Raw genomic sequence first — 25,510 nt, forward strand, 5'->3', positions numbered from 1 at the left:
GGATGACGGTGTGGAGAGTGGGGAGAAGTGTGGACAACGGCCGGATCCTCGAGGATGTGCGTTCCCGGAACGCCCGCGCTTGTGGAGAACGACGACGCCCGCCGCACCTTGTGGTGCGACGGGCGTCGGGGGAACAGCGAGCTGGAGGTCAGCGCCACCGGGTGGTCATGAGGAAGCCGACGAACATGATGCCGAAGCCGACCACGATGTTCCACGAGCCGAGGCTCGGAACCGGCAGCGTGGCGTTCGAGATGTAGAAGACGATCACCCACACCAGACCGATGAGCATGAAGCCGAACATGACCGGCTTAAACCACACCGGGTTCGGGGCGTCCCCGGCGGTGTCGACCGAGTCAGCTCGGGTCGTCCGGGCGGGCTTGGTGCGGTCCTTGTCCTTGGCCATGGCCGGTATCCTACCGTGACCACGTGTGTGGATCGGGCCGCGTACCGCCGCACACATCCCCCACGAGTACGGTGAACCGCCATGACCAGGATCCTCGTCGTCGACAACTACGACAGCTTCGTCTACACGCTCAACGGGTACGTGCAGCAGCTCGGTGCCGAGACCGACGTCGTGCGCAACGACGCCTTCCCCGAGTCCGAGATCGCCGACCGCATCGCGGAGTACGACGGCGTCCTCCTGTCGCCCGGTCCCGGGACACCGGCCGCCGCCGGCGTCTCGATCCCCACGGTGCACGCGGCCATCGCTGCCGAGACCCCGCTGCTCGGCGTCTGCCTGGGGCACCAGGCCATCGCGGAGGCACTCGGTGCCACGGTCACGCACGCCGAGGAGCTCATGCACGGCAAGACCTCCGAGGTCGACCACGACGACAGCGCGCTCTTCGCCGGCGTCCCGCACCCCTTCACGGCCACGCGGTACCACTCGCTCGCGATCGTCGACGGCACCGTCCCCGACGAGCTCACCGTGACCGCACGGACCGAGGGCGGTGTCATCATGGGCGTCCAGCACCGCGCGCACCCCGTGTTCGGCGTGCAGTTCCACCCGGAGTCGGTCTTGACCGAGGGTGGCTACCGCATGGTGGGCAACTGGCTCGAGACCACCGGGCTGACCGGAGCCGCCGAGCGCGCCGCCGACCTCGGCCCGCTCATCGCGGCCCACCGCGCCTGACGAACGCACCCGGGCGGCAGACGCCGTCGTGTCATCGAGACGCCTCCGGATCCGGGGGCGTCTCGTGCGTTCCGGGGCGTCGTGCCGACACGACGGCATCTCCTGGGCACTGGACCGGGCCGTCTGCATGACCAGCGTTTGAAGGCGGCCGTGCGCCGGGCCTCCAGGCCGGCGTGGCCAACTGAGGACAGGCGGCGGCGAGCAGACGTGCCTGTCGGCACTGAGAACGGACTGGAGGCCCGTCACCCGTCCGTCAGGACGGTCGCGTCAGCAGAGCGGTCGGCTCAGCGGCCGTCGTCACCCTGGTCGTCACCGCGGTCGTCGTTCCCGTTGTTGCCGCCGCTGTCGTTGTTCGAGGTCGGGGCCTTCGACGGCGCCGCGGAGCGTGCGCAGTAGGTGAGCGTGACGGCACTGCCCTGGGCGACGTCACCGGCAGGGGTGTCCTGCTGGGTGACGAGTCCGCCGGTGCACGAGTACGACGGCGCGGGGTTCACGGTGAGCCCGAGCTGCTCGACCGTGGCCTTCGCCGCCGAGAACTGCTGCTGCGTGACGTCGGGCAGCTGCACCTTGCCGTTGGAGATCGTGAGGTTGATCACGATGCCCTTGGTGTGCAGGGAACCCGATTCCGGGTCGGAGCTCAGGACGGTGCCCTCGGGGACGTCGGCGGAGTAGTCGCTCGAGATCGCGCCGAGACGGAATCCGGCGTCGTCCAGGGACTGTTGCGCTGCCGCTTGCGATTGCCCGTTGAGCTCGGGCACGGGGACGCGTTCCGGCCCGAGCGAGACCACGACGTTGACGTTCTGGTTGCGTCCGACGTTCACCCCGGAGCCCGGGTCCGTCCGGATGACCGTGCCCTTGTCGACGCTGTCGGAGTTCTCCTCGACCTTGACGGGCTTGAGGGACTTCTTCTCGATGGCACTGGCCGCGGCGCTGTAGGTCGAGCCCGCGACGTTCGGCACGCTGACCGAGGACGACACCGGCGGCTTGCCCGGCTGGAGGTTCGCGACGAAGAACACCACGGCGACGATGACCGCGACGGTGAGCAGGATGCCGACCCAGATCCACGCGACCGGGGGGCGGTTCTGCGTCCGCTGCGGTCGGTGCTCGGCGGTGTCGTCGTCGAGCTCGCGGAACGCTGATGCGGCGTTGGTCGTGGTCCGGGGGTCGACGCCGAAGAGCACGGTCGAGGCGTCGTTCGCCGCGTTCTGCTGCTGCTTCTTCGTGGACGCGGGCACCCGGCCGGCTGCAGCCTGCTGCAGGTCCGAGCGGAACTCGGCCGCGTTCTGGAACCGGCGCGTGCGGTCCTTGACCAGGGCGTGCAGGGTCACGGCGTCGAGGGCCGGGGACACGTCGGGCGAGATCGTCGACGGTGCGACCGGCTGCTCGCTGACGTGCTGGTAGGCGACCGCCACCGGGGTGTCCCCGAGGAATGGTGCGCGACCGGTGAGGAGCTCGAAGAGCACGACACCGGTGGAGTAGAGGTCGGTGCGGGCGTCGACGGTCTCGCCGCGGGCCTGCTCCGGCGAGAAGTACGAGGCGGTGCCCAGGATCGACGTGGTCTGCGCGACCGTCGCCGAGGTGTCGGTGATGGCCCGGGCGATACCGAAGTCCATGACCTTGACCTGCCCACTGTGCGTCACCATGACGTTCGCGGGCTTGATGTCGCGGTGGACCACGCCGGCACGGTGCGAGTACTCGAGCGCGGTGAGGATGCCCTCGGTGATGCGCACGGCTTCGTCCGGGGCGACGGCGCCCTCGGCGATGATGTCGGAGAGCGGACGGCCCTCGACGTACTCCATCACGATGAAGGGGACCTGCACCTCGGCGCCCGACGGCTCGGACACCGTCTCTTCGCCGGCGTCGTACACGCGGACGACGGTGGGGTGCGCCATGCGTGCAGCGGCCTGGGCTTCCTGCCGGAACCGCGTGCGGAAGGCCGGGTCGTTGGCGAGGCTCGGCTTGAGGAGCTTCACCGCGACCTTGCGGCCGAGGCGGGTGTCGTTGCCGAGGTGCACGGTCGCCATGCCGCCCCGACCGATGACGTCACCGATCTCGTAGCGATTGGCGAGGAGCGTGATCCCCGCGGTCACACCTTCTGGCACGTACTCCTCCGTCTGTTCGTCCGGGCTAGTGTACGGCAGCACCACCTGGTGAGACGCTGGTCACGGAGCGGTCGACCGAACCGTTACCGAACGGTGTCGACAGTCCCCGTTCGGGGGGCGTTCACAGGTCGTCTTGCGGGGTCTCGGTGGGGTTGATCCCGTCGTCCGGGTTGGTCGTTTCCTGGTCCGTGGGCTCGGCCCACTCGACCTGGGCGCCGGGCGAGGAGGCGGAGACCACCGAGGAATCGGACTGCGGCGACTTGCAGGTCACCTTGTACGACAGGGTCACCTTGCCGTACTGGGCGCCGGCGACGGTCACCGCGGTGCCCGAGGTGGAACCGGAGCTGCTGCCGTTCGAGGGGACCGTGCCGTTGTCGATCGTGTACGTGTAGCTCACGTCCGAGTACCCGGCGGGGCAGCTCGTGTACGCGGGCCAGCTGAAGGTCACGCGCCCGGACTCGCTGACGGTCCCACCGGTGGCACGCTCGGGCGCCGGTGCGGTCAGCACGTCGCCGAACGCCTTGACGGTGACGAGCGTGCCGGGAGCCAGGCTGCCCTCGGGGCTGAGGGACTCGACAGTGCCGACCTGGTCGGACGACGTCGCGTTCGACCCGGCGACGACCTCGGCCTGCAGGCCCTGGGCGCGGAGCTGGTTCGCGACCTGCTCGGCGTTCTGCCCCTGGTAGTCGGCCGCCGAGACCGTGACGCGGGTCTCGGTCGGCTCGGGGGACGGGGTCTGCGTGGGCGTGCGGGTCGCCTTCGGCGTGCTCGAGGACTTCGTGGGCTCGGGTTCCGGGGCGTTGTTCGCGTTCAGGGCGTACGCGGCGCCGCCGGCGATGGCGAGCACGACGATGATGCCGACGACCCACCAGATCCAGGCGCGCTTCTTCTTCGGTTCCTCGGGCTCGTCGGAGACGGGCGAGCGGGGGGTACCCGGTCCGCCGGCCATCGCTCCGGACTGGGTGCCGATGAGTGCGGTCGCTGCGTCGTTCCCCTGGCCCTGGGGCGGGTTGAACGCGACGGTGCCGTTCTGCGCGATCGCGGGGACGGCCACGGTGGCCGCGGCGACGTCACCACGACGCAGCGCCTGTGCGGCGCGGGCGAGGTTCGCGGCCGTCGCGGGACGGTCGGCCGGCTTCTTCGCGATGCACGAGATGACCAGGGCCGAGACCGGCTCGGGGATGTCCCCGGGCAGCGGCGGCGGCTGCTCGTTGATGTGCGCCATCGCGATCGCGACCTGCGACTCACCCGTGAACGGACGACGACCCGCCAGGGCCTCGTACGCGACGATGCCGAGCGAGTAGATGTCGGTCGACGGCGAGGCGGGGTGGCCGCTCGCCTGCTCGGGCGACAGGTACTGCACCGTGCCCATCACCTGACCGGTCGCGGTGAGCGGGACCTGGTCGGCGATGCGGGCGATGCCGAAGTCGGTGATCTTGACGCGACCGTCGGGCGTGATGAGGAGGTTGCCGGGCTTGATGTCGCGGTGCACCAGGCCGACCGCGTGCGCGGCCTGCAGGGCGTTCGCGGTCTGCGCGACGATGTCGAGCACCTTGTCGACCGGGAGCGTGTGCTCACGCTCGATCATGGTCGACAAGGCCTCGCCGGGGACGAGCTCCATCACGAGGTAGGCACTGCCGTCCTCCTCGCCGTAGTCGAAGACGTTGGCGATGCCCTCGTGGTTGACGAGGGCGGCGTGCCGGGCCTCGGCGCGGAAGCGCTCGAGGAAGCCGGGGTCACCGAGGTACTCGTCCTTGAGGATCTTGAGTGCGACGGTCCGGCCGATGACGAGGTCGGTCGCCTGCCACACCTCGCCCATGCCGCCGATGGCGACCCGGGAGGAGAGCTGGTACCGCCCACCGAAGGTGAGTCCGCTGGTGGGTCTCATTTGTTCAGCACCGCCTCCATGACTTTCTTCGCGACCGGGGCCGCGACCGTGTTGCCGACTCCGGACTGCCCGAGCCCGCCGCCGTTGCCGACGACGACCGCGACGGCGACTTCCGGGTCCTTGGCGGGGGCGAACCCCGTGAACCAGAGCGTGTAGGGATCGCCGGTGCCACCTTCGGCCGTGCCGGTCTTGCCGGCAACGTCGACACCGTCGATCTTGGCATTGGTACCGGTCCCCGCGCTCACGACGCTCTGCATGGCCTCGGTGAGGTCAGCGGACTCGGAGGACGACAGCGGATCACTGTACTGCTTCGGGGAGAAGGACTCGACCGTCTTCAGGTCGCTGGTGGTGATCGAGTCGACGAGCGAGGGCTGCATGACCTTGCCGCCGTTCGCGATGCCGGCCGACACCATCGCCATCTGCAGCGGTGAGACCCGCACGCTCGCCTGGCCGAAGGCGCTCAGCATGAGCTGGGCCGTCGAGTCGACGTCGGGGTACTGGCTGGCGGTCGCCGCCATCGGGATCTCGATCGCGTCGCCGAAGCCGTACTTGTCGGCCATGCTCTTGATGGCGTCGTACCCGAGCTTCTGGCCGAGTTCGGCGAAGGGGATGTTGCACGAGTACTGGATGGCCGTGCGGAGCTTGACCTTGTCGCCGCCGCCGCAGGTGCCGCCCTCGGCGTTGTTGATGTACGAGCTCGTACCGGGCAGCTGCAGTCGCGACGGGTTCGGGAACGTGGAGTCGAGGTTGTACTTGCCACCCTCGAGCGCCGCCGACGCCACCACGAGCTTGAACACCGATCCGGGGGTGTACAGGTCGCCGCCGATGGCACGGTTCTGCAGCGGGGCGGTGTCGGCCCCGAGCAGCGCGTCGTACTGCCGCTTGACCTCGGCGGTGTCGTGCGAGGTGAGCGAGTTCGGGTCGTAGCTCGGCTTCGACACCATCGCGAGGATCTTGCCGGTCTTCGGCTGGATCGCGACGACGGCACCGCTGTTGGTGCCGAGCGCGTCGTACGCGGCCTGCTGCACGTCCGGGTCGATGGTCAGGTTGACGTTGTCGCCCTGGACGTCCTGGCCGGTGAGGATCGAGTTGAGGTTCTGGAAGAACGAGGCGTCCGAGTTGCCCGAGAGCACGGTGTTCTCCGCGCTCTCGATGCCGGTGTTGCCCTGCCCGATCGTGAAGTACCCGGTGACCGCGGAGTAGAGGTCGCCGTTCGTGTACTTCCGCTGGTACTGGTACTGGTCGTCCACCGGGGTCGACTCGGCGATCGGGCTGCCGTCGACGAGGATCGCGCCACGCTTGGTCGAGTAACTGTCCAAGATGGTTCGAGAGTTCCGGGAGTCGGCGCGCAACGAGTCGGCCGCGAAGAACTGGATCGACGTCGTCGACACGAAGAGTGCGACGAACATGAGCACGATGACGGTCGAGACACCGCGGAGCTGTCGGTTCATCGACGACGCTCCTTCCTGGTCGCGCGCGCAGACCGCCCGCTCGCGGCGGGGATCGCGCCCTGCTGGACGCGTTGTTCGGCTGGGATGGAATCGGTCAGGCGCAGCAGCATCGCGGCGATGATCCAGTTGGCGATGAGCGAGGAACCACCGGCTGCCATGAACGGCGTGGTCAGACCGGTCACCGGGATGATCCGGGTGATGCCGCCGACGACGACGAACACCTGCAGGGCGATGATGAAGCCGAAGCCGACACCGAGCAGCTTGCCGAAGTCGTCCTGCGCCATGAACCCGACGCGGATGCCCCGCGACGCGAACACGATGAAGAGTGCGAGGATCGCGAACACGCCGATCAGGCCGAGCTCTTCACCGAGCGACGCGACGATGTAGTCGGCGTTGGCGACCGGCGTGATGTACGGCCGGCCCTGCCCGAGCCCCGTGCCGGTGATCCCGCCGTTCGCGAACCCGAACAGGCCCTGCACGAGCTGGTAGCTCGCCTGGGTGTCGCGGCTGAAGACCTCTTGGTTGAACGGGTCGAGCCACTGTTCGAAGCGGCCGCGCACGTACTCCAGGACGCTCTGCGCGACCAGGGCGCCACCGATGAACAGCGTGAGACCGATCGCGACCCAGCTGATCCGTGCCGTGGCGACGTAGATCATCACGAGGAACAGGCCGAAGTAGAGCAGGGCGGTACCGAGGTCACGCTGGAACACGAGGACGGCCATCGCCGCGCCCCACATCACCAGGATCGGGCCGAGGTCGCGGGCGCGCGGGAACGTCATGCCGAGGAACTTCTTGCCGACGATCGACAGCGAGTCGCGTGCGGTGACGAGGTACCCGGCGAAGAACAGCGCCATGGTGATCTTCGCGAGCTCACCGGGCTGGAACGAGAACGGGCCGATCTTGATCCAGACCCGCGCACCACCGATGTTCGTGCCGATGCCCGGCAGCATCGGCAGGAGCAGCAGGACGATCGTCAGCGCCATGAAGATGTAGCGGTACCGCTGCAGGAACCGGTGGTTGCGGACGGCGACGAGCGTGATGATCGCCAGGACCATCGCGAGCATCGTCCAGACGATCTGCTTCACGCCGATGGCGTCCCAGCCGGACAGGCCGTTGTGGACGTCGATGCGGTAGATCTCGGCGATGCCGATGCCGTTCAGGACGAGCGCGATCGGCAGGATGAACGGGTCGGCGTTCTTGGCCACGACCCGCAGCACGACGTGCATGACCAGCGCGAGGCCGAGGATGCCACCGCCGACCCAGAGCACCGACTGGTCGAACAGTCGGCCCTTGGTGCCGAGCTGCACCAGCACCATCGCTCCCGCGCAGATGCCGCACGCGATGACGAGCAGGAAGAGCTCGAGGTTCCGCGCGCGTGCGGGCTCCCGGAGCTTGATCGTGATCGCCTGGGTGAAGGACTGGGCGGCCGTGGCGTTGCTCATCGCGGGCTCCGCGTCGGGCTCGGCGACGGCGAACGGGTCGGCGAGGGCGACGGTGACGAACTCGCGGCGCCGTCCCCCCCGGTGCCGGCCTGGTCCTCGCCGGTCGCGGCGGCCTTGCGCAGGCGGTCGACGATGTCACGGGCGTCGGTGAGCGACTGCGCGTTGATCGTCGAGCGGACGTTCTCGCGGGTGTAGTCCGGCAGCGACGAGACCGTGATGTCGGTGTCCTCGTACACGTCCGACAAGGCCAACGGACCGATCGACTGCTGCACGCCCTTGTAGATCGCGACGGTGCCGCGGTCGGTGCCGACGTAGTAGTGGTCCTGCGTGATCCGCCAGCCGACGAACACCGCGCCGACGAGCACGGCGACCGCGACCACGAGCGCGACGGTCCAGGACACCCGACGGCGGATGCGGCGCCGACGGTCCTCGGCGATGAGCTCGGCGAAGAACTGGTCGGACTCCGGCTCGAAGTGCGAGTCCTCGGGCGCGGTGGTGACCTTGAGCGGATGCAGCAGGATCGTGGGGAGGCGGATCGGCTTGCGGCCGGTCGACGCCTCGAAGGTGAGCGGTGCCGCGGCGGAGCCGACGGTGGTGGCCGCGTCGTCGTCGTCTTCGGGTTCGGTGTCCGTGACGTCCATCACCACGACGGTGACGTTGTCGGGGGCGCCGTGGTCCAGCGTCTCCTTCACCAGGCGCTGCGTGACCTGGTTGGCGTCCATGTTCGACGCCAGGGCGTGACGGATGCGCTCCTCGGCAAGGTACGAGGACAGGCCGTCGGAGCAGAGCAGCCAGCGGTCGCCCGGCTGGATGTCCATGATCGCCGTGTCGACCTCGGGTGCGGCGTCGACGTCGCCGAGCACGCGCATCAGCACGGAGCGACGCGGGTGGACCGCGGCTTCCTCCGGCGTGATCCGACCGCTGTCGACGAGCCGCTGGACGAAGGTGTGGTCGGACGTGATCTGCTGCAGCTCGCCGTCGCGGTGACGGTAGATGCGGGAGTCACCGATGTGCGCGATCGCGATCTGCTCGCCGACGCGGATCATCGCGGACACGGTGGTGCCCATGCCGGTGAGCTCCTGGTGCTCGAACACGGTCTCGGTGATCAGCTGGTTGGCGGCGATGAGTGCCGACTGCAGCGCGAACTCGGCGTCGTGCGCCGACGGGAACTCGCGGTCGACCTCGCGGATGCGTCGGATCGCGATCGCCGAGGCAACGTCACCGCCGGCGTGGCCGCCCATGCCGTCCGCCACCGCGAACAGGTGCGCCCCGGCGTAGCCGGAGTCCTGGTTGTTCGCGCGGATGCGCCCCACGTGGGACACAGCAGCGCTCAGCGTGCGAGCGGTCATGCCGGGTTACCGCCGCAGCTCGAACGTCGTCGTCCCGATCGTGATGGGCGTGCCCTCTGCCACGAGGACGGGAGCGCTCACCTTCTGACCGTTGACGAAGGTGCCGTTCGTGGACTCGAGGTCGGTGAGGAGCCAGCCGTCGGCGCGGAGGTCGAGGCGGGCGTGGTTGGTCGAGGTGTAGTCGTCACGGATCACGACGTTCGACTCGCTCGAACGTCCGATCGTGATGGGGCCGCCACCCAGCGGCATCTCCATGCCCTCGCGCGCGCCCTCGGTGATGACCAGGCGGGACGCGGCCGGCGAGGCGGGCCGCTGACCACCACTCGGTTGCCCGATCACATCGGTGAACGCACCGCTCGAGGCGGGCCCGGGGGCCGCGGCAGCGGGGACGGTGGGGGTGGTCGGTCCGGACGGCGCCGACTTGGGATCGGTCGGGATCGTGCGCACGCGCTGACCGAAGAGATCGCTGCGCAGGGCGAACACGATCACGAAGACGAACAGCCAGAGCACCGCGAGGAACGCGAAGCGCAGGACGAGCAGGGTCAGGCCTGTGGTCATCGAGCACCTCCGTCGTTCTCCGGGATCACCCGGAACACCATACGGGTACGACCGATCTCGATGGTGGAGTCCGGCTCCACGATCGCCTGCTGGAAGTGCTGACCGTTGAGTTTCGAGCCGTTCGTGGAGCCGAGATCGGTGGCCTGGGCGTGCTTACCGTCCCACAGCACCTCGACGTGCTTCCGGCTGGTCCCGGTGTCCGCGATGGTGATGTCGGCGTCGCTGCCGCGCCCGATCACCGTGCGCCCGCGGTGCAGTCGGTGTCGCTGCGAGCCGATGTCGAGCACCGGGATCCAGGCCACGTCGCGTTGGACGGTGGTGGAGTCGACCTGCAGGATGCCCGTCGAGAGCGTGCCGTCCTGCTGCAGCCGGATGGTGACCGGGCCGGAGAACGAGTAGTTCTGCGCGACGGCGTGTTGGTGCACCATCTGGGTCAGTTCGTCGATGAGTGGGCGACCGACGTCGTTCATGCGCGTGCAGTCCGGCGGCGCCAGGCGCACGGTGAACTCGTTCGGCACGAGGATGCGTTCCCGGGAGACCACCGCGGCCTTCGTGTCGAGCTCGCGCCGCAGGGCGCTCGAGATCTCGACGGGCTGCACCCCGGAGCGGAAGGTCTTGGCGAACGCGCCGTTGACGGCGCGTTCCAACCCTCGCTCGAAGTTGTCCAGCAGGCCCATGCGTCTCCCGTGTCGTCGGTCGTCAACCACTGCATGGTAGTGGTTGGCGTTGACACCCGTCTGTGCGTGGTAGTGTTTCGGGGCTGGCGCGAGTGGCGGAATTGGTAGACGCGCACGGTTCAGGTCCGTGTGCTGGAAACGGCGTGGGGGTTCAAGTCCCCCCTCGCGCACCAGGGGTTGTTAGGAAATACCACCTGATATGTCAGGAAAACCTAGCAACAAGAGAGGCCGCTGTCCGAAAGGGCAGCGGCCTCTTCTGTATCCCACGCTCGGCGGCCTGCGCCGACCCACGCGGGTCAGGCGTGTGGTGCCTCGTTGTTGTTGATGATGGTCTCCTCGATCAGTTGGTAGCCGCCGGCGATGAAGGTGGTCGCTTCCTCCTTTCGCGCGGGCGGGGTCCAGCGGTAGTCATCGAGGCGGTCCCGTCGACGGGTCTTCGGGGGTTCGATGATGTTGACCTGTTCCCACTTGTAGGTGTTGATCCGTCGGAGGTTGGCGGCGAAGATCAGCATGCTTGCGATGAGGAACTGCTTTGAGTGGCCTCGGAGGCGTCGTCGTCCTGCGACGCCGAGGGCGATCAAGCCTTCGTCCTTGATGAACGCGTTGGTCGACTCGATGAAGTTCCGGGCTCGTGAGTACAGCAGGTCCCACGCTTCGGTGCCGAAGCGGAGGTCTTGCAGGAACTTGGCGCCTGCGGTGGGTGGGAACACGACGGAGTGTTGGTTGCAGACCTGGCCTGGGTGGGAGACGGGGTTTGGGATCTCCCAGAGGTCTTTGCTGGCGTTGCGTTCTGCGTCTTTCGGTTTGTGCGCGCAGGTGACGGTGGCGTTGGGTCCGGCGGCGGGGCACATCATGGGCGTGTACCCGTCGGCGTCCGGCTTCTCTTTGCGGCGGAAGAGGTAGAGGGCGCGGCGGTCGATGCGCTTGAGGCGAGTTTCTTCGTCGATTCTCTTCTCGCGACTGTCGATGGTTGCTTCGATCAGCGCCTTGGGCATCGCGGGGCAGTAGAAGGCTCCTTCGATCTGGAGGGCTCCGGCGTGGTCGCCGTGGATCCCGAGCTGGTCGTCTCGGTAGTCGGTGACGATGCCCATCCCGAGTGCGCGTACGGGCAGCTGAAGGGTCTCGGGCTTGGCGTTGGCGAAGTAGCCGCGGTCTGCGATGACGAGGCCGCCCCTCATGTACTGCTCGTAGCGGGAGAACATGTTGGTGAGAGCTTTGAGGCCGTACGCGGGGGGTTCGAAGCTGGGGCGGGTCCAGGAGATCCCGAGGATGGGGCGGCAGAAGTCTTTCGTCTTGTTCTGTCCGGCGTTGCTGATCCTGGGGGTGTTGTCGGCCGGTGTGACGAGGTGCATCTCGTAGCCGAAGAAGGCGATGCGTGCCTTCTTGTCGTCGGTGGGCACCTCATGGTTCTGGTCGCGGCGGTACCAGGCAGCGTCGGTCTCGATACTGGCGTAGGAGCGGCTGTGGCCGCGCTTGCTGTAGACGGCGATGGCAGTGGCGTCCATCGTGACGTTGCCCTCCCACCCGTCGAGTATCGAGGGGTCGGCGAGGACAGGAGCACAGATCAGTTGGTTGCAGAGCCACTCGAGCTCGGTCTGCTTCTCAGCGAGCACGCTTGCGTCCTCAGCTCTGCGCGCTTCGTTCTGCTGCTGTTCCTCCTTCGTCATCCGACGGTGGTACTTCGCCGGCTTCGGGTCGATCGGCGTGAGCATGCGGCCAATCGAGTGCTGGACCCGGTCGTAGCACTGAGCGAGCGTCGGCTCGTCGGTGAGCTGAAGCAGATCTCGCGACGCCGGCTCGAGGCGTTCGAAGAGGATCTCCGCAACGACTGAGGCGTACATCGGCAGGCCTTCCACCGCGGCGGCGCAGAAGAGCGTGAGCGCTGCTGCGTCGGAAAGTAGCCGGGGTCGTCCTGAGCCGGTTTTGCGTTCCCGGTTGTGGTGCTCTTCGAACTTCTGAGGGATTCCGGCGCGGTGGAGGAGTGCGTCGATCATGACGATGCGGCTGTGTGGGATGAGGTGCTTCGATCCCGTGAGTCCGGGACCGTGGGCGTCGAGCGGGTTCTGCTCGTCGGGGGTGCGGCCGTTGATAGGGGAAGGGTCGTTTGGGTTGCGGTGGAGCATCAGCTGGTCCTTTCGTGTGTCGTCGTTCGCAGGACGTGTTGCGCCTCGGATGCGGTGACGGTTGGGAGGAACGGAATGAGGGGTTCGAGTGCGGCGCCGTGGGCGATGCCGTAGCTGCGCATGATTTCGGTGAGGGCGGGGAAGTGGGATGCACGGCGGCAGAACCAGGTGGCGCGCATCCGGTTGACTGTGGGGATGAGAACGCCCGCACGTGCGCGGGAGCGGATGTTTGTGAGGAACACCGTGATGTCTCGCGCAGTCGGGTAGGGGAGGAAGGTCTCGTCCTCGCGGTACTGCAGGACGAGCTCGCGAAGGTCCTCCTCGTAGGCGAGGTCGCACCAAATGAGTCGGTCAGGCAGGGAGATGGAGATGCCGTCGACGCCGTGATCGATGAGCGATGCGCGAGTGGTGCTGACCATGTCGACGGCGCGGAGGCCGAAACCGAAGCCCAGCACGCTGATCGCGGTTGCCTTGCGTCGGGTCTGAGGATGTGAACGGGAGCGCGCCCAAGAGAAGATCCGTGCCACTTCGGACTCGGTATAAGGCGGGGAGGGGCGAGGTGCGTGTGGTCCGCCGGTGCGGGCGGCGAGGTCGTTGCGATCGTGGTAGCGCTGCATGATGTCGTCGAAGCGGAGCCGCGAGGCCGCGACCCATGTCGCGGATCTGGTCTTCGCCCACTCCTTAAAGAAGGCCCGCACTCTGGCGTCCGTCAGGAGCGCGTCATCGGGGGCGGATCCGTCGATGAGCACGCACCAGTTGACGAAAGCGGCGACGAGGGCGAGGTATCGCTGCGCGATACCGGGGGTCTCCGGGGAGATCGTCAGCACGACGTGCCGAACGAAATCGGCGATGAGGGCCCACGTCCGGATTTGCCGTGCTGGCCGGTATCCGGCAATGCAGGCCACGACCTCGTCGCCGACCTCACCGCTGGCAGCAACCATGCGGTGCACCGCGGCGGATTAGTCGAGCCCTGGGGGAGGATGTTGCCCCCGGCGCGCCCCCCACCCGAGGCCTCGAGCCGGGAAGCACCCGGACGCAGATGTGACCCTCGTGCTTGGTGTGAGCAAAAGCAACCTCGGACGCAACTCGGCACAGGAGCCAGGCGTCAGCTCGCGGGTCCCCCATCGAAGGCGCCTTCGAGCTCCCGCCTAGGCCGTCGGTATCGAAAACGCTGTAGAACTCGGTCAGAAGACCAGCGCGTGCACTCGGGAGCGCTGGGTGGGATCCCAGCTGACCCGGGAAAATTACAGGCTTGTAGTTCATGGCAGTGACCGTACGGCTGTATAAAATCATGCAAGTCGCGTGTCTCGAACGCGGAAGAGCCCGCCACCTTGGAGGTGGCGGGCTCGGGTCGTGTCGACGGTGTCGTGTCAGCGGCGGCGCGGTGGGTCTCCGCGGTCAGCCTTCGCGGTGCGGATCCAGTGCGTGAGGGTGCCGAGGGGTACCCCGATCCGGCGTGCAAGTTCGCGCTGGGTCACCCCTGCTTCGTTGAGGTCAAGGATCATCTGTCGCAGCCGCTTCTGTTCGCTTTCGTTCCTCCGGATCGTGTACCGAACCTCTGCGATGAGGTCGTCGTCGAGGGGTTCGGGGCCGGTCGGCGCTGTGCTCGAGGCGGGGCTACGCATTTCGTGCCCCCCGGATGGGGGGAGGACGCTTTTCGGTTCGTGCGTGTGCGAATGGCAGCCGGGTGTGGTCGATGGAGAGCGACGCTCCTTGCCTGACTGTCCATGCGACCCCATGCATCTCACTGTACTTGCGGTTGCACATGTCGTTTGCGGCGCAATGCAGGGCGCTTGTTGTGGTCTTCTCGAAGCCTGTCATCACCATGTCATGCGTCCTTGTCCCGCCTTCGGTCTGAGGTTTGGCGGATCGTCCGGCGAGCGCGTGGCGATGCTAGAGCGCTCCGCCGACATCCGATCTGGGCTGAACCTGTTCAGGAGCTCGGGTATCGCAGCGCGCGTTCCGCTTCGAGAGTGGGTGTGGCGTCGATGAACCTCTCGAAGCGGCCCAGCGCGTCTAGGGATTCCAGGCCTGCCGCTGCAGTGAGGACCCGCAGGGGTGTCCGGGCATTCAGGTGACGCACGATCCACGTTGCACGCATCCGCTGGGACTGCGGTCGGATGCTGCTGGTCTGTGCGCCGCGGGTGATGAAGTTCGAGATCGCGTTGATGTACGTGTCGGACCTGCCCGGCCGGAACGCGAACGCATCGCCGTCGTACTGCGATTGCTCAGGCATCATCTGGGCGTACTCCTGGATCATTGGTACACGTCGGACCCGACCAGTCGTCAAATCGATATCGATGTGGTCGCCGTCTCTGTGTACGTCTCGGACGCGGATCGCGATGATTTCCTGCGCGGAGAGTCCGGCTCCAAGGCCGAGGGCGATGAGGACATGAGCATTCATGCGGCGCGCTGATGTCGTCTGCCCGCGTGCCCAGCTGATTGTGGAGAACAACTCGCGCTGCGAATACGGCTCAGACGGATTACTTGGAGGCATCGGTGGCAACCGCTTGTAGCCGGTGTTTACGAGATGCTCTGCGACCCGTAGTAGTAGCGATCGACGGTTCCCGCGGGCAGCTGCCGTGAGGTGGCCGCAACCGACCTGCGCGTAGTACGCGATGACGTTCCGATTGAACAGTCCTGGCACCTCGAGTGGCAGCGCAGCGCTCTGCCAGCCCCAGAGCGTGAACTCGCTGATGGCGTTGTAGAGCTCTCGCGTCTTGTAGGGCACTTGCGACTCGCTGCGTCCGACGACGTCGTAGACGAACTCCCGGATCACCGCCCACTGCGCGGGGTCGATACGCGCCTGGTAGGAGTGCTGTCGTGGTTCACGCTCTTCCATTTGCTCAAAGTAACGAGCGTCTGTAGTGTTGCTGTGGCAAAGCACGGCGTGTTCGTTGATTCGGTTGCTGTCGCGTTGGCCGCACCATCCCGGTGTCGCCCTCTACTGTTGGGCGTATGGGTCGACCGTCGCGCTTGGTGCCAGCGCAGCTCGCGGGTGACCCATGGCCTGAGGTACCTGCCGATGATCCCGTTGCGGAAGTGGCGCGCCTGTTCGTCATCAATGTCCGAACTGCCATGGACGGGCAGAGCATCCGCTCGGTGGCTGCGCGGGTTGGGATCGGCAACGTGACCCTGCTGACGGTGCTCGCTGGGAAGGCGTGGCCGGATCTTGCCACCATCGCCCGCCTCGAAGCCGGCCTCGGTCGCGAGCTATGGCCGCGGCAGCGCTAGTCTGCGCGCCGACGACGCCGTTCCTCTTCAACAGTCCGCTGCATCGCTGCGCGTTCTTTGAGCGTTCCGAGCGGCTTCGGCACGGACCACGCTGCTCCCGCGGCCAGGGCGATTGTCTGCAGCTCCGACCATGACGCCGGATCGCTCGCGTACATTCGTGAGCGCAACTTAACCCGCGCCATCGGCCTGCCGAGGTCGAAGCGGTCGCGATCATCAGCTAGCCGCCGGAGCGCGAGCATGAGATGTCTCCGGGGTGCTCCGACTCCGCTGACGTGCAGCACACGCTCGCGCGTTCGGAGGTCCATCAGTAGCCAGGCCACCGCAGCAGGCCGGCAGAGTCGAAGCGACAATCGCGTCGGTGACTCCCACGCCCAGATAGAACAGCGCGCAGGCAAAGACACCGCTACAGGCCAAGACAGCTCGGGGACGGCAACTCGCCTTTGAACCCGTAGCGGGATCTGCTTTCCTCGCGGCCGCACGCTCATAGTTACGAGCGTAACGGGTCGGGTGGCCCGATCATCTCGACGGTGGTCCCTTCGTTTGAGGGAACGCACCGTCCTGTCGCAGGTGGTCCTCGATCCCATGCTCAGATTGTTGGGGTCGAATGGTCCGACTTGGCGAGTGAGGGTGATCTGGCCGTCGCTGCGTTCGACGTGCCGTCGGAGCAGGCCTGCTTGCCGTCGGCGCTCGCGGTCTGGGCAGACCGGAGCAGGTGAATGCGATGGTGCGGTGCGTGTCGGCGGCGAGGCGTATCAGCGGTGCCACGCCGGCCCTAGGCCCACCAGGACCAAAGGAGCGCCAGGCTCGTCCTTGTTCGCGAACGGCCGTGACGGGTCCGACAACACCAGCTGCAGCTAACTCGTCGCTGCGCCCACGATCAGCCTGGTCCGTACCGAAGCGAGGACTCTTCCGTTGACTCTGATCTCGAGCTCCGTGCTGCCGACCGCGTCCAGCACACCGCCGGCGAACCTGGACATTGCTGAACGTTGCGGCATCGCCGCCCGACGGACGGACGAGCGCCTCGACCCTCCTCGAAGGTGAAGGCGATGGAGGCGCTCTCGTGGACCCACACGCACAGAGCGCGTCGATCTCCTCTCCGACTAGGGATTGTGGACCGTTGCTGCGCTCCGGCGGATCGGAACGACAAAGCGGTGCGGCAGGTCCGCTGCGAAGCTGCCGCACCGCTCTTGACGTGGTTACTGCTGGTGGGCGCGGACCGTTCCGAGCAGTCGCTGCAGCCTGGTTGAGCCGATCGATGCGACGAAGCTTCACGCGCTCGTGGACGGCCTTTCGCTCCACATCATCCTCAACCCGAAGGCCGACCTCAACGAGGCGCGGGCAGCACTCCACGCACACCTCGCTGAGCGAGTGGTATTGCCGATCCCCAACCTGATCAATCACGGCGTCGTAGACGCGCGGTGTCCAACCTCCGGTGCAGGTACGACAACGTGCTGAACAGATCAAGTGCATCGTCCTCACGCACCTCCCACTCTGTCCGTGTTGCATGCGCCGTCGGATTACGGAACGTGCCCATCACACCTTTCAACATGGTCGAGAAGCCGACATGTTCACTTGCTTCGGACTTCGTCTCAAAGTCGTTGATGCGAACCATCGGACGCCGTTCCTTGGTGGAGAACACCTCGTCGATGAGTTCCGCGCCGTCGGTCGTCGCACCCGTCATCATTCGAAGACGTGACGCCAGGCCCTTCGTCGCCTCAGACACGGCGTGGAAAGTGGACCTGCGGATCAGTTCCTCCCGGCAGTACCGGATGACCTCCTCGTGCACGTTCCTGCGCTGCAGCTCCCGGAGGAGCCGCCCCGTGAGCGCCTGCACCTCGTCCAACGTTTCCGCGGCCTTCGCTTTGCCGACCCGTCCATCGTCGCGGACTCGCAGACCAGCCAGGGCGAGAGCGGGATTGAGCAGCTCCCGAAGCTCCTCGAACCGTTCGGGTCGGCGAACGTAGTTACCGACGCCCATCGCCGTTGTGATGAACGCGATGACGCAGTTTCCCGCCTGATCCCGCGCCTGCTTCTGCTGGAGCGCTGTCGCCAGCCGGTGACGCTTGGTCAGCGTCGGCACCGGGTCGGGGATACCCGTTTGCGCTAGAGCTCGTCCGATCTCTGAACCCGAGAGGCCGAGCTCGGTGTCACCCAGGGCATCAGCGATCGCGATCACGATGTCGCGTCGGAACTGCGGGTGCATCACTGTGGCCACGGCCATAGTCTGCGGCAAGCAGCCAGCGCCGTACAGTCGAACCGTGACCGCAAAGAACCGGATCAGCGCTCAATCCCGAACCGACCTGTCGGAATGGCTCACCTCACTCGGCTACCACTGGGCTGGCGCCCAGAACGAGGACGCGTTCCTTGCTCGGTTGTACGACCTGCGGGATCTACCCACGACGGATAGTCGACGGTCGCAGTTCCCGACGGCAGCGGAGGACATCTGGCAGCACCGCGTCAACAACAGTGACTGGGACGACGACTGGGTCTTCACTGATCCGCGGTTCAACTTGCTGCACTGCCCCGATGAGAAGTTCCTGGCGTTCCTCACGGCGACAGTCCGGCCCGCCGCGCGGCAGGATGCAACAATCTCCGCAGAGATGGTCGCCGGATACAACGAAGTCTTAGTCCCGCTTGGATGGGAACTGTTCGAGCAGCGACGCGTGGGCGCCAACGTCTACTACGGAAGTCGCGAGATCGGCGGCGTCCACGATCCGCGCACCGTCATCGTTGCCGCTCCTGACGTGGTGGACCGGGCGGTCCTTGACCAGCAGCTCAAGCGTCTGCGACGGGACATCGACACCGACCCCGCCGCTGCAATCGCACACTGTAAGGAACTGCTCGAGTCCCAGGCCAAACTCGTTCTGCGCGGGTTCGAGGTGGATTACTCCGACCGTGACGACCTGCCGGCACTCTTCGGCGCAGCAGCGCGGGCGCTCGGCATCCACGCGAACTCGGTACCGGAAGACTCACGCGCGTCAGACGCGCTCAAGGGGATGCTGCGCAACCTGCAGTCTGTGGTGAGGAACGTCTCGGAGGCACGGAACGCAATGGGAACCGGGCACGGACGTGCGCACGCCAGTCCCGCTGAGCGTCGGCATGCCCGCCTGGTGTTCAACGCAACCGTGGCAGTGACGGAGTTCGTTGCGGACACGTGGGCAGCGCATCCAGGCGTTGCGTGATTCGCGCCGCGGTCATTCTCGTCCCACTTGCCTCGCCCACCGCTGAGGAACTTCTCTTACAAGTCGGTCAGGTCGGTCAGACGCCGTAGTCCACTTCCCACCGAAGCGTTTCAGCAATCTCCAACAGCTCATCCCGGATGGCGGGGTCCGTCAGCGACCTCGAGAACGATGGCAGCGTCGGCCACACTGGGGCAACTTCAGCGTGGGTGAACAGAGCCGCGCACGGCAGCCCGGTCTTCTTCGCCGAGTAGATGATGCCGTCCATGTCCGGCCATTGCAGGTGAGCGAGCCGGGCCCAGGCCCGTGTGACGTCCTTTCGTGCGGAGCTGAAGACCGCGGACGCCTTGTTCGCGTTGCCGAACGTTGTTCGCACATCGAGTAGCCGCAGCGGGCGAATCGGCTCCCACGCCACGGCGAGCCGCGTGCTGTCGTGCAGCGGGATGGTCCGGTTCGTCTGGAACACCTCACCGATCGCGGCGAGCATCGAGGAAGCGACGTACTGGACACCTTCAGGCTTCCCATCCTCTTCCGGGAGTTCCTGCGGGTCGAACCGCTGCCCGGAAGCGGGGCCGAAATGGCGCAGCTGATTCCAGTCGGGCCTGCCCTTCTGCTGCTTGTGGATTCTCCAGGCCGGTCCTGACCAGTTCTTCCAATGCTCGTCGTCAGCAGTGAGCACCGCAGGGGGGAGCGGGAGCTCCTCCTGCGCGTCGTCGTCCAGGGTCACCAAATGGCACCGAGGTCAGCAACAAGCGCAGCGACCGGCGCCGGGTCGCGCTCATCCAGCAGCCACTGCAGCGGCGACACGGGAGCGCCATCGATGAGCAGTTCGTCCTGCTCGGTTCGCATGAAGCCCTCCATGGACAGCGCTGTCGTGTCCGCAGGGATAGACGGCACCACCTTGTCCAAGCCACGCAGCGCCTGCACCTTTGCCGGAGCGTTCACTCGGCGGGTGCCCTTCTTGAACCGCACGCCCGCCGGCGCCGGATTCCCGACGTTGGAGGCCGTGACTTCACCAACGGTGGACCGCGCCGTACGGACGGTGGCCCCGTGTGCCCAGCGAGGCTGGGGGTGCGGGACGTCGACGAACTGCCAGTTCGGGATCCGGTTCTTGCCGTCCACCGCAACAGACCAGAGCTTGCCGTCGGCTATGCGGTGACGCACCGCTGACGCTCCGATACCGAGAGCGGTTGCAGCGTCATCCGTGGAAAGCGACGCCGCGAGAAGATGAGCTCGCTGTTCGGCGGGACCAACCTGCGCGCGGCGACGACCCTCACGGTGCGCCTCTTCCAGCTGCTCGGGCGTGAGGCCGGAAGCGCTATCAAGGAAAGCGCGCTCAGCCGCACTCAGCGGAGGAGTCGGAGCAGGCTCAGACGACACCGTGGAATCGAAGAGCCACTGAGCAAGTTGCTCCACGTCCATGTGCAGAGCGATCGCGGAGCGCTCGAGCTTCTCCCGCGCGGACACGCTGATGCCTGACGCTTCCTGCTCGGTTTTCGTGACCATGACACCACCTCTGTTCACGGTCAATCCTACGGTGCAGGTGGTGTGAACGGAATGGATCCCGCGGCCGCCCTGCCCCCAACTCAGGGAGGACACGGGGCCCTGGCCACCAGGGAGCGGGTAGGCCCATCTCTTCCTCGTGAACGCCTCATGCAACGTGCGGTCGCCGGCTTCATGGTGCTGACCGGATGCCGTCTCGATCGCCGATCCACGACCGGGCATCGGCGCTTGATTGACTGGCGCGATGACACTCGATGTCCGCAACGCAACGCCTGGTGACGCCTTGCAAATGACCGCGGTGCACAAACGCTCGCGTGAGGCCTACTACGCAGAAGCTCTCGATCCGGTCGACGCAGCTCACGATCGGTACCCGATGTGGGTCGACACGTTGACCCGGACCGACACCTGGTGTGTCGTCGCCGTGCAGGACGGCGACCTGGCCGGTTTCGTCGCCGCTCACCTCGTGGAGCGTGACGACTCGCCTGCTGAGCTGTTGAGCCTTTACGTCGACCCTGACCGGTTCGGTTCGGGCATCGGCAGTGTGCTTCACAACCGGTTCGTCGAGGTGGTGCCCTCGGGTACCGCCGAGCTTGAGGTGTGGGACGGGAACGACCGGGCCAAGAGCTTGCACTCGCACCGAGGCTGGCGACCAACTACACGAAGCAGGCCGGGCGTCGCCGGAATGCCCTTCGTCACCTGGACCCTCGACCTTCGCCCCAGCGTGCGACCGAACACCGTCCGATAGCCGATCGGCTACCGGACGCGGTAGCGAGCCGCCGATGGGGTGGCGGGTACTCTCTCGAAGCCGCTTATGTTAGGGATATGCCCTTTACTGGCCTTCACCGCGCGGCGGGAGCTGCTTCCGGGCCGCTCGCCGATTCGCTACTTGATGACGCCGTCGCCGCAGGCGCACGAGAATCAGTGGATCTTGATTGGAAGTCAGAGCTGCCGCCGATCAAGAACCTCTCTCAAAGCGACTTCCCGAAGGATGTTGCAGCGATGGCCAACGCTGGCGGGGGCGTGATTGTCTACGGCGTCCGTGAAGCGGATAAGGCTGCGACCGGGCGGGTACACGTTGCTGAGTTCCACGAACGGTACGAGAGCGCGCTTGTGAGTGCTGCAGTCACGGCGATCTCGCCGCCGGTACTCGGACTGCGCGTTCACAGCCTTGGGCAGGAGCCACGCGCGGTTGTTGTGGAAGTTCCGTCGAGCGTCGATGGACCGCACTTGATCTACCGCAACGACTTCTTCGGGGCTCCGCTCCGGAACGACTCCGACACCGTGTGGATGAGAGAGCGCGAAGTCGCGCGAATGTACCGCGCTCGCTTCGATGAGCAACGTCGCGCTATCGAGGCCCTCGGCGACCTCTTCGCCTACGAGGCAGATGGTCGCGACGTCGAGAATCGCGCATGGCTGGTGGCGGTTGGGCTGCCGCGCCGCGTGGACTCGTCGAAACGCATCTCACGCGATGACACAGTTCGGCTCATCGGGAGCGCAGAAAGCCTGTCGAACGGATGGACGAGGCGCGGGATGCACCCTTTGGCTTCGACCGATCGCTACAACGTGCGGCCCGGCCTGCGTCGATGGATCGCGCCGAACAGCGCGACAGGCAACGCTGCTTGGCGTGAGGCGTGGGTGAGCGTTCACCACAACGGCGCCGTGTCGGTCGCCGCAGCAGTCGGAGGGCACCGGAACGTCATGGGCGAGCACTCCCAACCCTGGGTGGTTGAGTCTGTCGCAGTAGAGAACGCCGTCTCGGACTTTCTGGCGTTGATACGAACGGTCGGCCTTCATCTGGGCGGAGATGAATATGACATCCGCATCGGAATCGAATCCCGCGGGCTGCAACCCCTCCGGTTGGCAACCATCGATTCGACTGGCTACCAGTTCATGGGTACGTCCACCGCACTCCACCGTTACGCGCCTGTCGACGCAACGATCCAGGTTGGAATCGACGATCGCTCGTACGAGCAGCAGCTCATTGATCTCGCAACCGACTGCATCAATCAGGGCGGCATCACATACCTGCAGTCCATATCGGAACCGGGCTAAGCATGTCGGTGATATGAGGGCTCCCCGTAGGTCCGGGGCACCGATGTCCGGTAGCCGATCGGCTATCGGACGGTCCGAGCGGCGGCCCACTCGCGATCGAGCATGGCGTACTGGTACCCGTCGACCCAGCCCAGGTCGGCGTGCCAGGAGTCCTCGATGCCGTGCTGCTCGCGTCGCATGCCGTTCTTCTCGAGGACGCGGGCTGAGGCGACGTTGTCGGCGTTGCAGCTCGCGGTGACGCGTCGAAGCCGGAGTACGTCGAACGCTGCGGTCAGGAGACCGTGCGCCAGGTCTGTTCCCAGTCCCCGTCCGGCGAGGTCGGGTTGCAGCATGTAGCCGATGACCCCTTGCGTGCCTTCGGGCATCCCTGGTTGTCCGAGGCCGTCGACAACGTCGAGGAACCCCAGGCCGGCGAGCTGGCCGTCCAGCTCCGCGATGCACGAAAAGTCGGTGTCGCTGTCGGGGATGCTCGCCCACTCTCGGGCGTAGGCGTCCGGATCGACGTGGGTGCGGAGCATGAACCGGTTGACGACCGGGTTGTTCCGCAGCGTGACGAGCTGGTCCGCGTCCTCGGGTTGAGGGTCGCGGAGGAGGAGAGCCCCGCTATGAGCGGGCCACGGAGAAGTGCGCACCCCGTCATCCTCGCAAGAGTCAGGCTCGGTGATCGATCGTCTTACGGGACGGTAGCCAAGTTCACGCAGACGGGTTGACTTGGCCCGGTTCGACGGGTACCAGGGGGCCAAATTGGCTGCCCACCGTAGCCCGCAACTGAATCTAGGGTCGAGCGATGACAACATGGGCGCATGTCGACTCCCTCGCTCCGCTTGTTGGGGGCGTTCCGCAGGGCACGCCAGCGCGCGCTAGGGCACATGCTCGATGCCGAACAGTCTGGCTTCGCCTGGGGGGAAGAGACGGTGACCGAGCTGCTCCTACTAGCGGCGGGCCCCGAGGTACGAGCCTTCCCGTTCAACAAGCGACAAGAAGGCGGCAAGGACGGCACTGGCGCTGACTGGCTGTGGTGGTGGATCGGCGACGGGGGTGTGTCCTTTGGCGCCCTGGTTCAAGCCAAGCGCCTGAAGAAGAAGCCCGGCGGACGGTGGGACCTGGACTTCGACTACAACGGGGGTAAGCAGTGGGCGTCGCTCATGAGGGCCGCCCAAGCCCTGCAGGTGGCGCCCACTTATGCCCTCTACATGGGGAGCCCTCGCTACCGACACCCGGTGGCTTGCACCAAACGTCAGCACCCCGAAGACTTCACCCTCTGCCTCCGGTGCATCAGGAAGACCGTTACGCTCCTGCCGGCACTTCTCTTGGCCCCGGGCAGCGCACTCGGCAGCGACCCGGCGTGGGCATATGACCTCGCAGTACCAATGGAAGACCTCGTAGACCCTCGCCGCTATGTAGCTGCGACGCCGTCCTATCCGGGTCTCGAACTGGGTCCGGATCTGGAGCGCTTCCTGTTCTCGGCACAGACGGGCCCAAAGCGGGTGGCAAAGGAGCTCGTCGAACAGATTCGCCGTGTACGCGCTAGCCAATACGGTCTCGCAACCGCTGACCCGGTGGATATGACGAGTGAGGAGTACACCCTCCCGACTCTTCCGGATGATCGCCTACACGTGGGTGAGCCGTACTTCCCCAACATCTTGCGCGGGCTGCGCAACTCGCCACCCGGCTACCTGCTCGAGCTGCTTGTAAACGATGATCCGGAGACGGTCAGCGAACTCGCGCTCGGGCTTGACGACGTGAGTCTTGCTGGCGTCGTCATCGTCGACCAACGGGACCGTTGACGCGCACGCATGCAGCAGACGGCCCGAAGAGCTACCGCCGGGCTCCCTGGCACCTTTGCAACTTGCTGGAACCGCCGCGTGAGCAGGAATTCAGGGTGTCTTCCTCCGGTGGTCGGGGTGAGGGCCTTTCCCCTTCATCGGCCCTCAGCTCTGCTGTCTCCTCGATCAGCCCTTCGCCCCGATGGGCGATCGGCTATCGCGACAGCTTGCGCAGCCATATACTGCTCGAATGGATGACATTCTCTCGCTTATCAATGAGCTCCCAGGCGTCGAAGAAGCATGGGAGGAGAGGCGCTTCAGGGTCTACCGGAATCGCCGTGCTCTGACTGTCACCGTGTCGGATCAGGGCCCTGTCGGTGGCTCGCATCGGTACTCGGCTACGGCGGAGGCCGACGACGACGTGACCGCGGTCAGCCACGGTAACCCTGAGGCGACCATCGAGGATGCCCTCGACGCCGTGCACTGGTGGGAATTTGACTGAACGCAGCAAGCTTCTCGTTGCTCGATGAGTTGTGGCTCCGAGGGGACATGCTGACGCACATGAAGGAACGCAGGCTGCGAAAGGAACTCGACCGGAATCGCCTCCTGGTTGAGGCCCTTGCCCGCGAGGTTGACCTGCGCCGAACATTCGTGGCGGAGCGACACACAGCCATGACCACGAAAGCATCCATCCTGGTTGCGTCAGCGAGCCTAATGACCGCCCTGCAGTCTGCTGGGCTGCATGGCGATCTGATCGGGTGGGCGATCGGCTTCTCTGCGGCAGCTGCGGTCTTCGGCGTGGGAGTTCTTGTCCCGCGGATCGGTCGAGAACCCGGTTTGGTTTCTATGGAGGAAAATTTCTGGGATGACGGCGAAGTGGCCGCCATCCGCAACATGACAGCGGACAAAAACCGGGTACTAGAGCAAGACGAGCGGGCACTGTTCTGGCGAGCTGCAGTCGTCATGCTAGGTTTCGCTTCACTAGCTGCATCGCTTGTGATCGCCGCAATAGCTTTCGTTTCTCATTGAACTATCACGATTGGATCGATGTTGGCAG

Annotated in this window: 25 protein-coding genes and 1 tRNA gene; 10 read left to right on the forward strand and 16 right to left on the reverse strand. The window is 66.2% G+C overall.

The window, feature by feature from the left end:
* Positions 1-148 precede the first annotated feature (148 nt).
* Complete coding sequence (locus OE229_RS02650) at positions 149-403, reverse strand: cell division protein CrgA (protein WP_071404137.1); 255 nt, start codon at positions 401-403, stop codon at positions 149-151.
* 81 nt (positions 404-484) lie between these two features.
* On the opposite strand from OE229_RS02650, the gene OE229_RS02655 reads away from it, so the two are divergent.
* A complete protein-coding gene (locus OE229_RS02655; RefSeq protein ID WP_182064144.1) occupies positions 485-1,129 on the forward strand; it encodes an anthranilate synthase component II in 645 nt (214 codons plus the stop codon).
* Between the two features lie 284 nt (positions 1,130-1,413).
* Here the strand turns inward: OE229_RS02655 and pknB are convergent, their stop codons facing one another.
* The 7 genes from pknB to OE229_RS02690 all read right to left on the reverse strand — a co-directional run bounded on the left by pknB (position 1,414) and on the right by OE229_RS02690 (position 10,596).
* The gene (gene pknB, locus OE229_RS02660; protein ID WP_259578669.1) at positions 1,414-3,231 is read right to left on the reverse strand and encodes a Stk1 family PASTA domain-containing Ser/Thr kinase; all 1,818 of its coding nucleotides are present in this window, start codon (positions 3,229-3,231) and stop codon (positions 1,414-1,416) included.
* A gap of 121 nt (positions 3,232-3,352) precedes the next feature.
* Positions 3,353-5,119 (reverse strand): protein kinase domain-containing protein, encoded by a 1,767-nt coding sequence (locus OE229_RS02665; RefSeq protein ID WP_263344983.1) that lies wholly within the window; start codon positions 5,117-5,119, stop codon positions 3,353-3,355.
* Entirely contained in the window at positions 5,116-6,570 is a 1,455-nt protein-coding gene (locus OE229_RS02670) for a peptidoglycan D,D-transpeptidase FtsI family protein (protein WP_110863675.1), read from the reverse strand. The genes OE229_RS02665 and OE229_RS02670 overlap by 4 nt, the downstream gene beginning before the upstream one ends.
* Positions 6,567-8,012: an FtsW/RodA/SpoVE family cell cycle protein gene (locus OE229_RS02675; protein WP_071404142.1), complete on the reverse strand. Its 1,446-nt coding sequence runs from the start codon at positions 8,010-8,012 to the stop codon at positions 6,567-6,569. Before OE229_RS02675 ends, OE229_RS02670 begins: the two co-directional genes overlap by 4 nt.
* The gene (locus tag OE229_RS02680; RefSeq protein WP_182064147.1) at positions 8,009-9,361 is read right to left on the reverse strand and encodes a Stp1/IreP family PP2C-type Ser/Thr phosphatase; all 1,353 of its coding nucleotides are present in this window, start codon (positions 9,359-9,361) and stop codon (positions 8,009-8,011) included. Before OE229_RS02680 ends, OE229_RS02675 begins: the two co-directional genes overlap by 4 nt.
* A 6-nt stretch (positions 9,362-9,367) precedes the next feature.
* A complete protein-coding gene (locus tag OE229_RS02685; RefSeq protein ID WP_262139599.1) occupies positions 9,368-9,919 on the reverse strand; it encodes an FHA domain-containing protein FhaB/FipA in 552 nt (183 codons plus the stop codon).
* A complete protein-coding gene (locus OE229_RS02690; protein WP_017887797.1) occupies positions 9,916-10,596 on the reverse strand; it encodes an FhaA domain-containing protein in 681 nt (226 codons plus the stop codon). The genes OE229_RS02685 and OE229_RS02690 overlap by 4 nt, the downstream gene beginning before the upstream one ends.
* A gap of 86 nt (positions 10,597-10,682) precedes the next feature.
* Here OE229_RS02690 and OE229_RS02695 point away from each other — a divergent pair.
* Positions 10,683-10,769, forward strand: a tRNA-Leu gene (locus OE229_RS02695).
* 123 nt (positions 10,770-10,892) lie between these two features.
* Here the strand turns inward: OE229_RS02695 and OE229_RS02700 are convergent.
* From OE229_RS02700 to OE229_RS02710, 4 genes are all read right to left on the reverse strand, one after another.
* A complete protein-coding gene (locus tag OE229_RS02700; protein WP_262139601.1) occupies positions 10,893-12,719 on the reverse strand; it encodes a hypothetical protein in 1,827 nt (608 codons plus the stop codon).
* Entirely contained in the window at positions 12,719-13,660 is a 942-nt protein-coding gene (locus OE229_RS02705) for a hypothetical protein (RefSeq protein WP_262139602.1), read from the reverse strand. Before OE229_RS02705 ends, OE229_RS02700 begins: the two co-directional genes overlap by 1 nt.
* A 429-nt stretch (positions 13,661-14,089) precedes the next feature.
* Positions 14,090-14,458 carry a helix-turn-helix domain-containing protein gene (locus OE229_RS18100; RefSeq protein ID WP_369076258.1) on the reverse strand — a complete coding sequence of 123 codons (369 nt, stop codon included), beginning with the start codon at positions 14,456-14,458 and terminating at the stop codon, positions 14,090-14,092.
* 194 nt (positions 14,459-14,652) lie between these two features.
* Positions 14,653-15,561: a site-specific integrase gene (locus OE229_RS02710; protein WP_262139603.1), complete on the reverse strand. Its 909-nt coding sequence runs from the start codon at positions 15,559-15,561 to the stop codon at positions 14,653-14,655.
* A 200-nt stretch (positions 15,562-15,761) separates the two neighbouring features.
* Between OE229_RS02710 and OE229_RS02715 the strand changes: the two genes are divergently transcribed.
* Entirely contained in the window at positions 15,762-15,953 is a 192-nt protein-coding gene (locus OE229_RS02715; RefSeq protein ID WP_262139605.1) for a hypothetical protein, read from the forward strand.
* A 1,251-nt stretch (positions 15,954-17,204) separates the two neighbouring features.
* A complete protein-coding gene (locus OE229_RS18105) occupies positions 17,205-17,408 on the forward strand; it encodes a TetR family transcriptional regulator C-terminal domain-containing protein (protein ID WP_369076262.1) in 204 nt (67 codons plus the stop codon).
* On the opposite strand, the gene OE229_RS02720 is transcribed toward OE229_RS18105, so the two are convergent.
* Positions 17,347-18,168 carry a TIGR02391 family protein gene (locus OE229_RS02720; RefSeq protein WP_262139606.1) on the reverse strand — a complete coding sequence of 274 codons (822 nt, stop codon included), beginning with the start codon at positions 18,166-18,168 and terminating at the stop codon, positions 17,347-17,349. The genes OE229_RS18105 and OE229_RS02720 overlap by 62 nt on opposite strands.
* Before the next feature lie 43 nt (positions 18,169-18,211).
* Between OE229_RS02720 and OE229_RS02725 the strand changes: the two genes are divergently transcribed.
* Positions 18,212-19,135, forward strand: a complete 924-nt coding sequence (locus OE229_RS02725) for an abortive infection family protein (RefSeq protein ID WP_262139607.1) — start codon at positions 18,212-18,214, stop codon at positions 19,133-19,135.
* Between the two features lie 76 nt (positions 19,136-19,211).
* Here the strand turns inward: OE229_RS02725 and OE229_RS02730 are convergent, their stop codons facing one another.
* Both OE229_RS02730 and OE229_RS02735 read right to left on the reverse strand, forming a co-directional pair.
* Positions 19,212-19,859 (reverse strand): RES family NAD+ phosphorylase, encoded by a 648-nt coding sequence (locus OE229_RS02730; RefSeq protein ID WP_262139609.1) that lies wholly within the window; start codon positions 19,857-19,859, stop codon positions 19,212-19,214.
* A complete protein-coding gene (locus OE229_RS02735; protein ID WP_262139611.1) occupies positions 19,856-20,638 on the reverse strand; it encodes a hypothetical protein in 783 nt (260 codons plus the stop codon). Before OE229_RS02735 ends, OE229_RS02730 begins: the two co-directional genes overlap by 4 nt.
* A 241-nt stretch (positions 20,639-20,879) precedes the next feature.
* Here OE229_RS02735 and OE229_RS02740 point away from each other — a divergent pair, with 241 nt between their 5' ends.
* Positions 20,880-21,380, forward strand: a complete 501-nt coding sequence (locus OE229_RS02740; protein ID WP_262139613.1) for a GNAT family N-acetyltransferase — start codon at positions 20,880-20,882, stop codon at positions 21,378-21,380.
* A 77-nt stretch (positions 21,381-21,457) separates the two neighbouring features.
* Positions 21,458-22,687, forward strand: a complete 1,230-nt coding sequence (locus OE229_RS02745) for an AlbA family DNA-binding domain-containing protein (protein ID WP_263344986.1) — start codon at positions 21,458-21,460, stop codon at positions 22,685-22,687.
* A gap of 62 nt (positions 22,688-22,749) precedes the next feature.
* On the opposite strand, the gene OE229_RS02750 is transcribed toward OE229_RS02745, so the two are convergent.
* Positions 22,750-23,319, reverse strand: coding sequence for a GNAT family N-acetyltransferase (locus OE229_RS02750; RefSeq protein ID WP_262139617.1), 570 nt, complete (start codon positions 23,317-23,319; stop codon positions 22,750-22,752).
* A gap of 237 nt (positions 23,320-23,556) precedes the next feature.
* Between OE229_RS02750 and OE229_RS02755 the strand changes: the two genes are divergently transcribed.
* The 3 genes from OE229_RS02755 to OE229_RS02765 all read left to right on the forward strand — a co-directional run bounded on the left by OE229_RS02755 (position 23,557) and on the right by OE229_RS02765 (position 25,482).
* Positions 23,557-24,474 (forward strand): hypothetical protein, encoded by a 918-nt coding sequence (locus tag OE229_RS02755; RefSeq protein WP_262139618.1) that lies wholly within the window; start codon positions 23,557-23,559, stop codon positions 24,472-24,474.
* A gap of 229 nt (positions 24,475-24,703) precedes the next feature.
* On the forward strand, positions 24,704-24,955 hold the full coding sequence (locus OE229_RS02760; RefSeq protein ID WP_262139620.1) for a hypothetical protein: 252 nt from the start codon (positions 24,704-24,706) through the stop codon (positions 24,953-24,955).
* A gap of 59 nt (positions 24,956-25,014) precedes the next feature.
* The gene (locus OE229_RS02765; RefSeq protein WP_262139622.1) at positions 25,015-25,482 is read left to right on the forward strand and encodes a hypothetical protein; all 468 of its coding nucleotides are present in this window, start codon (positions 25,015-25,017) and stop codon (positions 25,480-25,482) included.
* Positions 25,483-25,510: the final 28 nt, after the last annotated feature.

Source organism: Curtobacterium poinsettiae (assembly GCF_025677645.1).
GTDB classification, from domain to species: domain Bacteria; phylum Actinomycetota; class Actinomycetes; order Actinomycetales; family Microbacteriaceae; genus Curtobacterium; species Curtobacterium poinsettiae_A.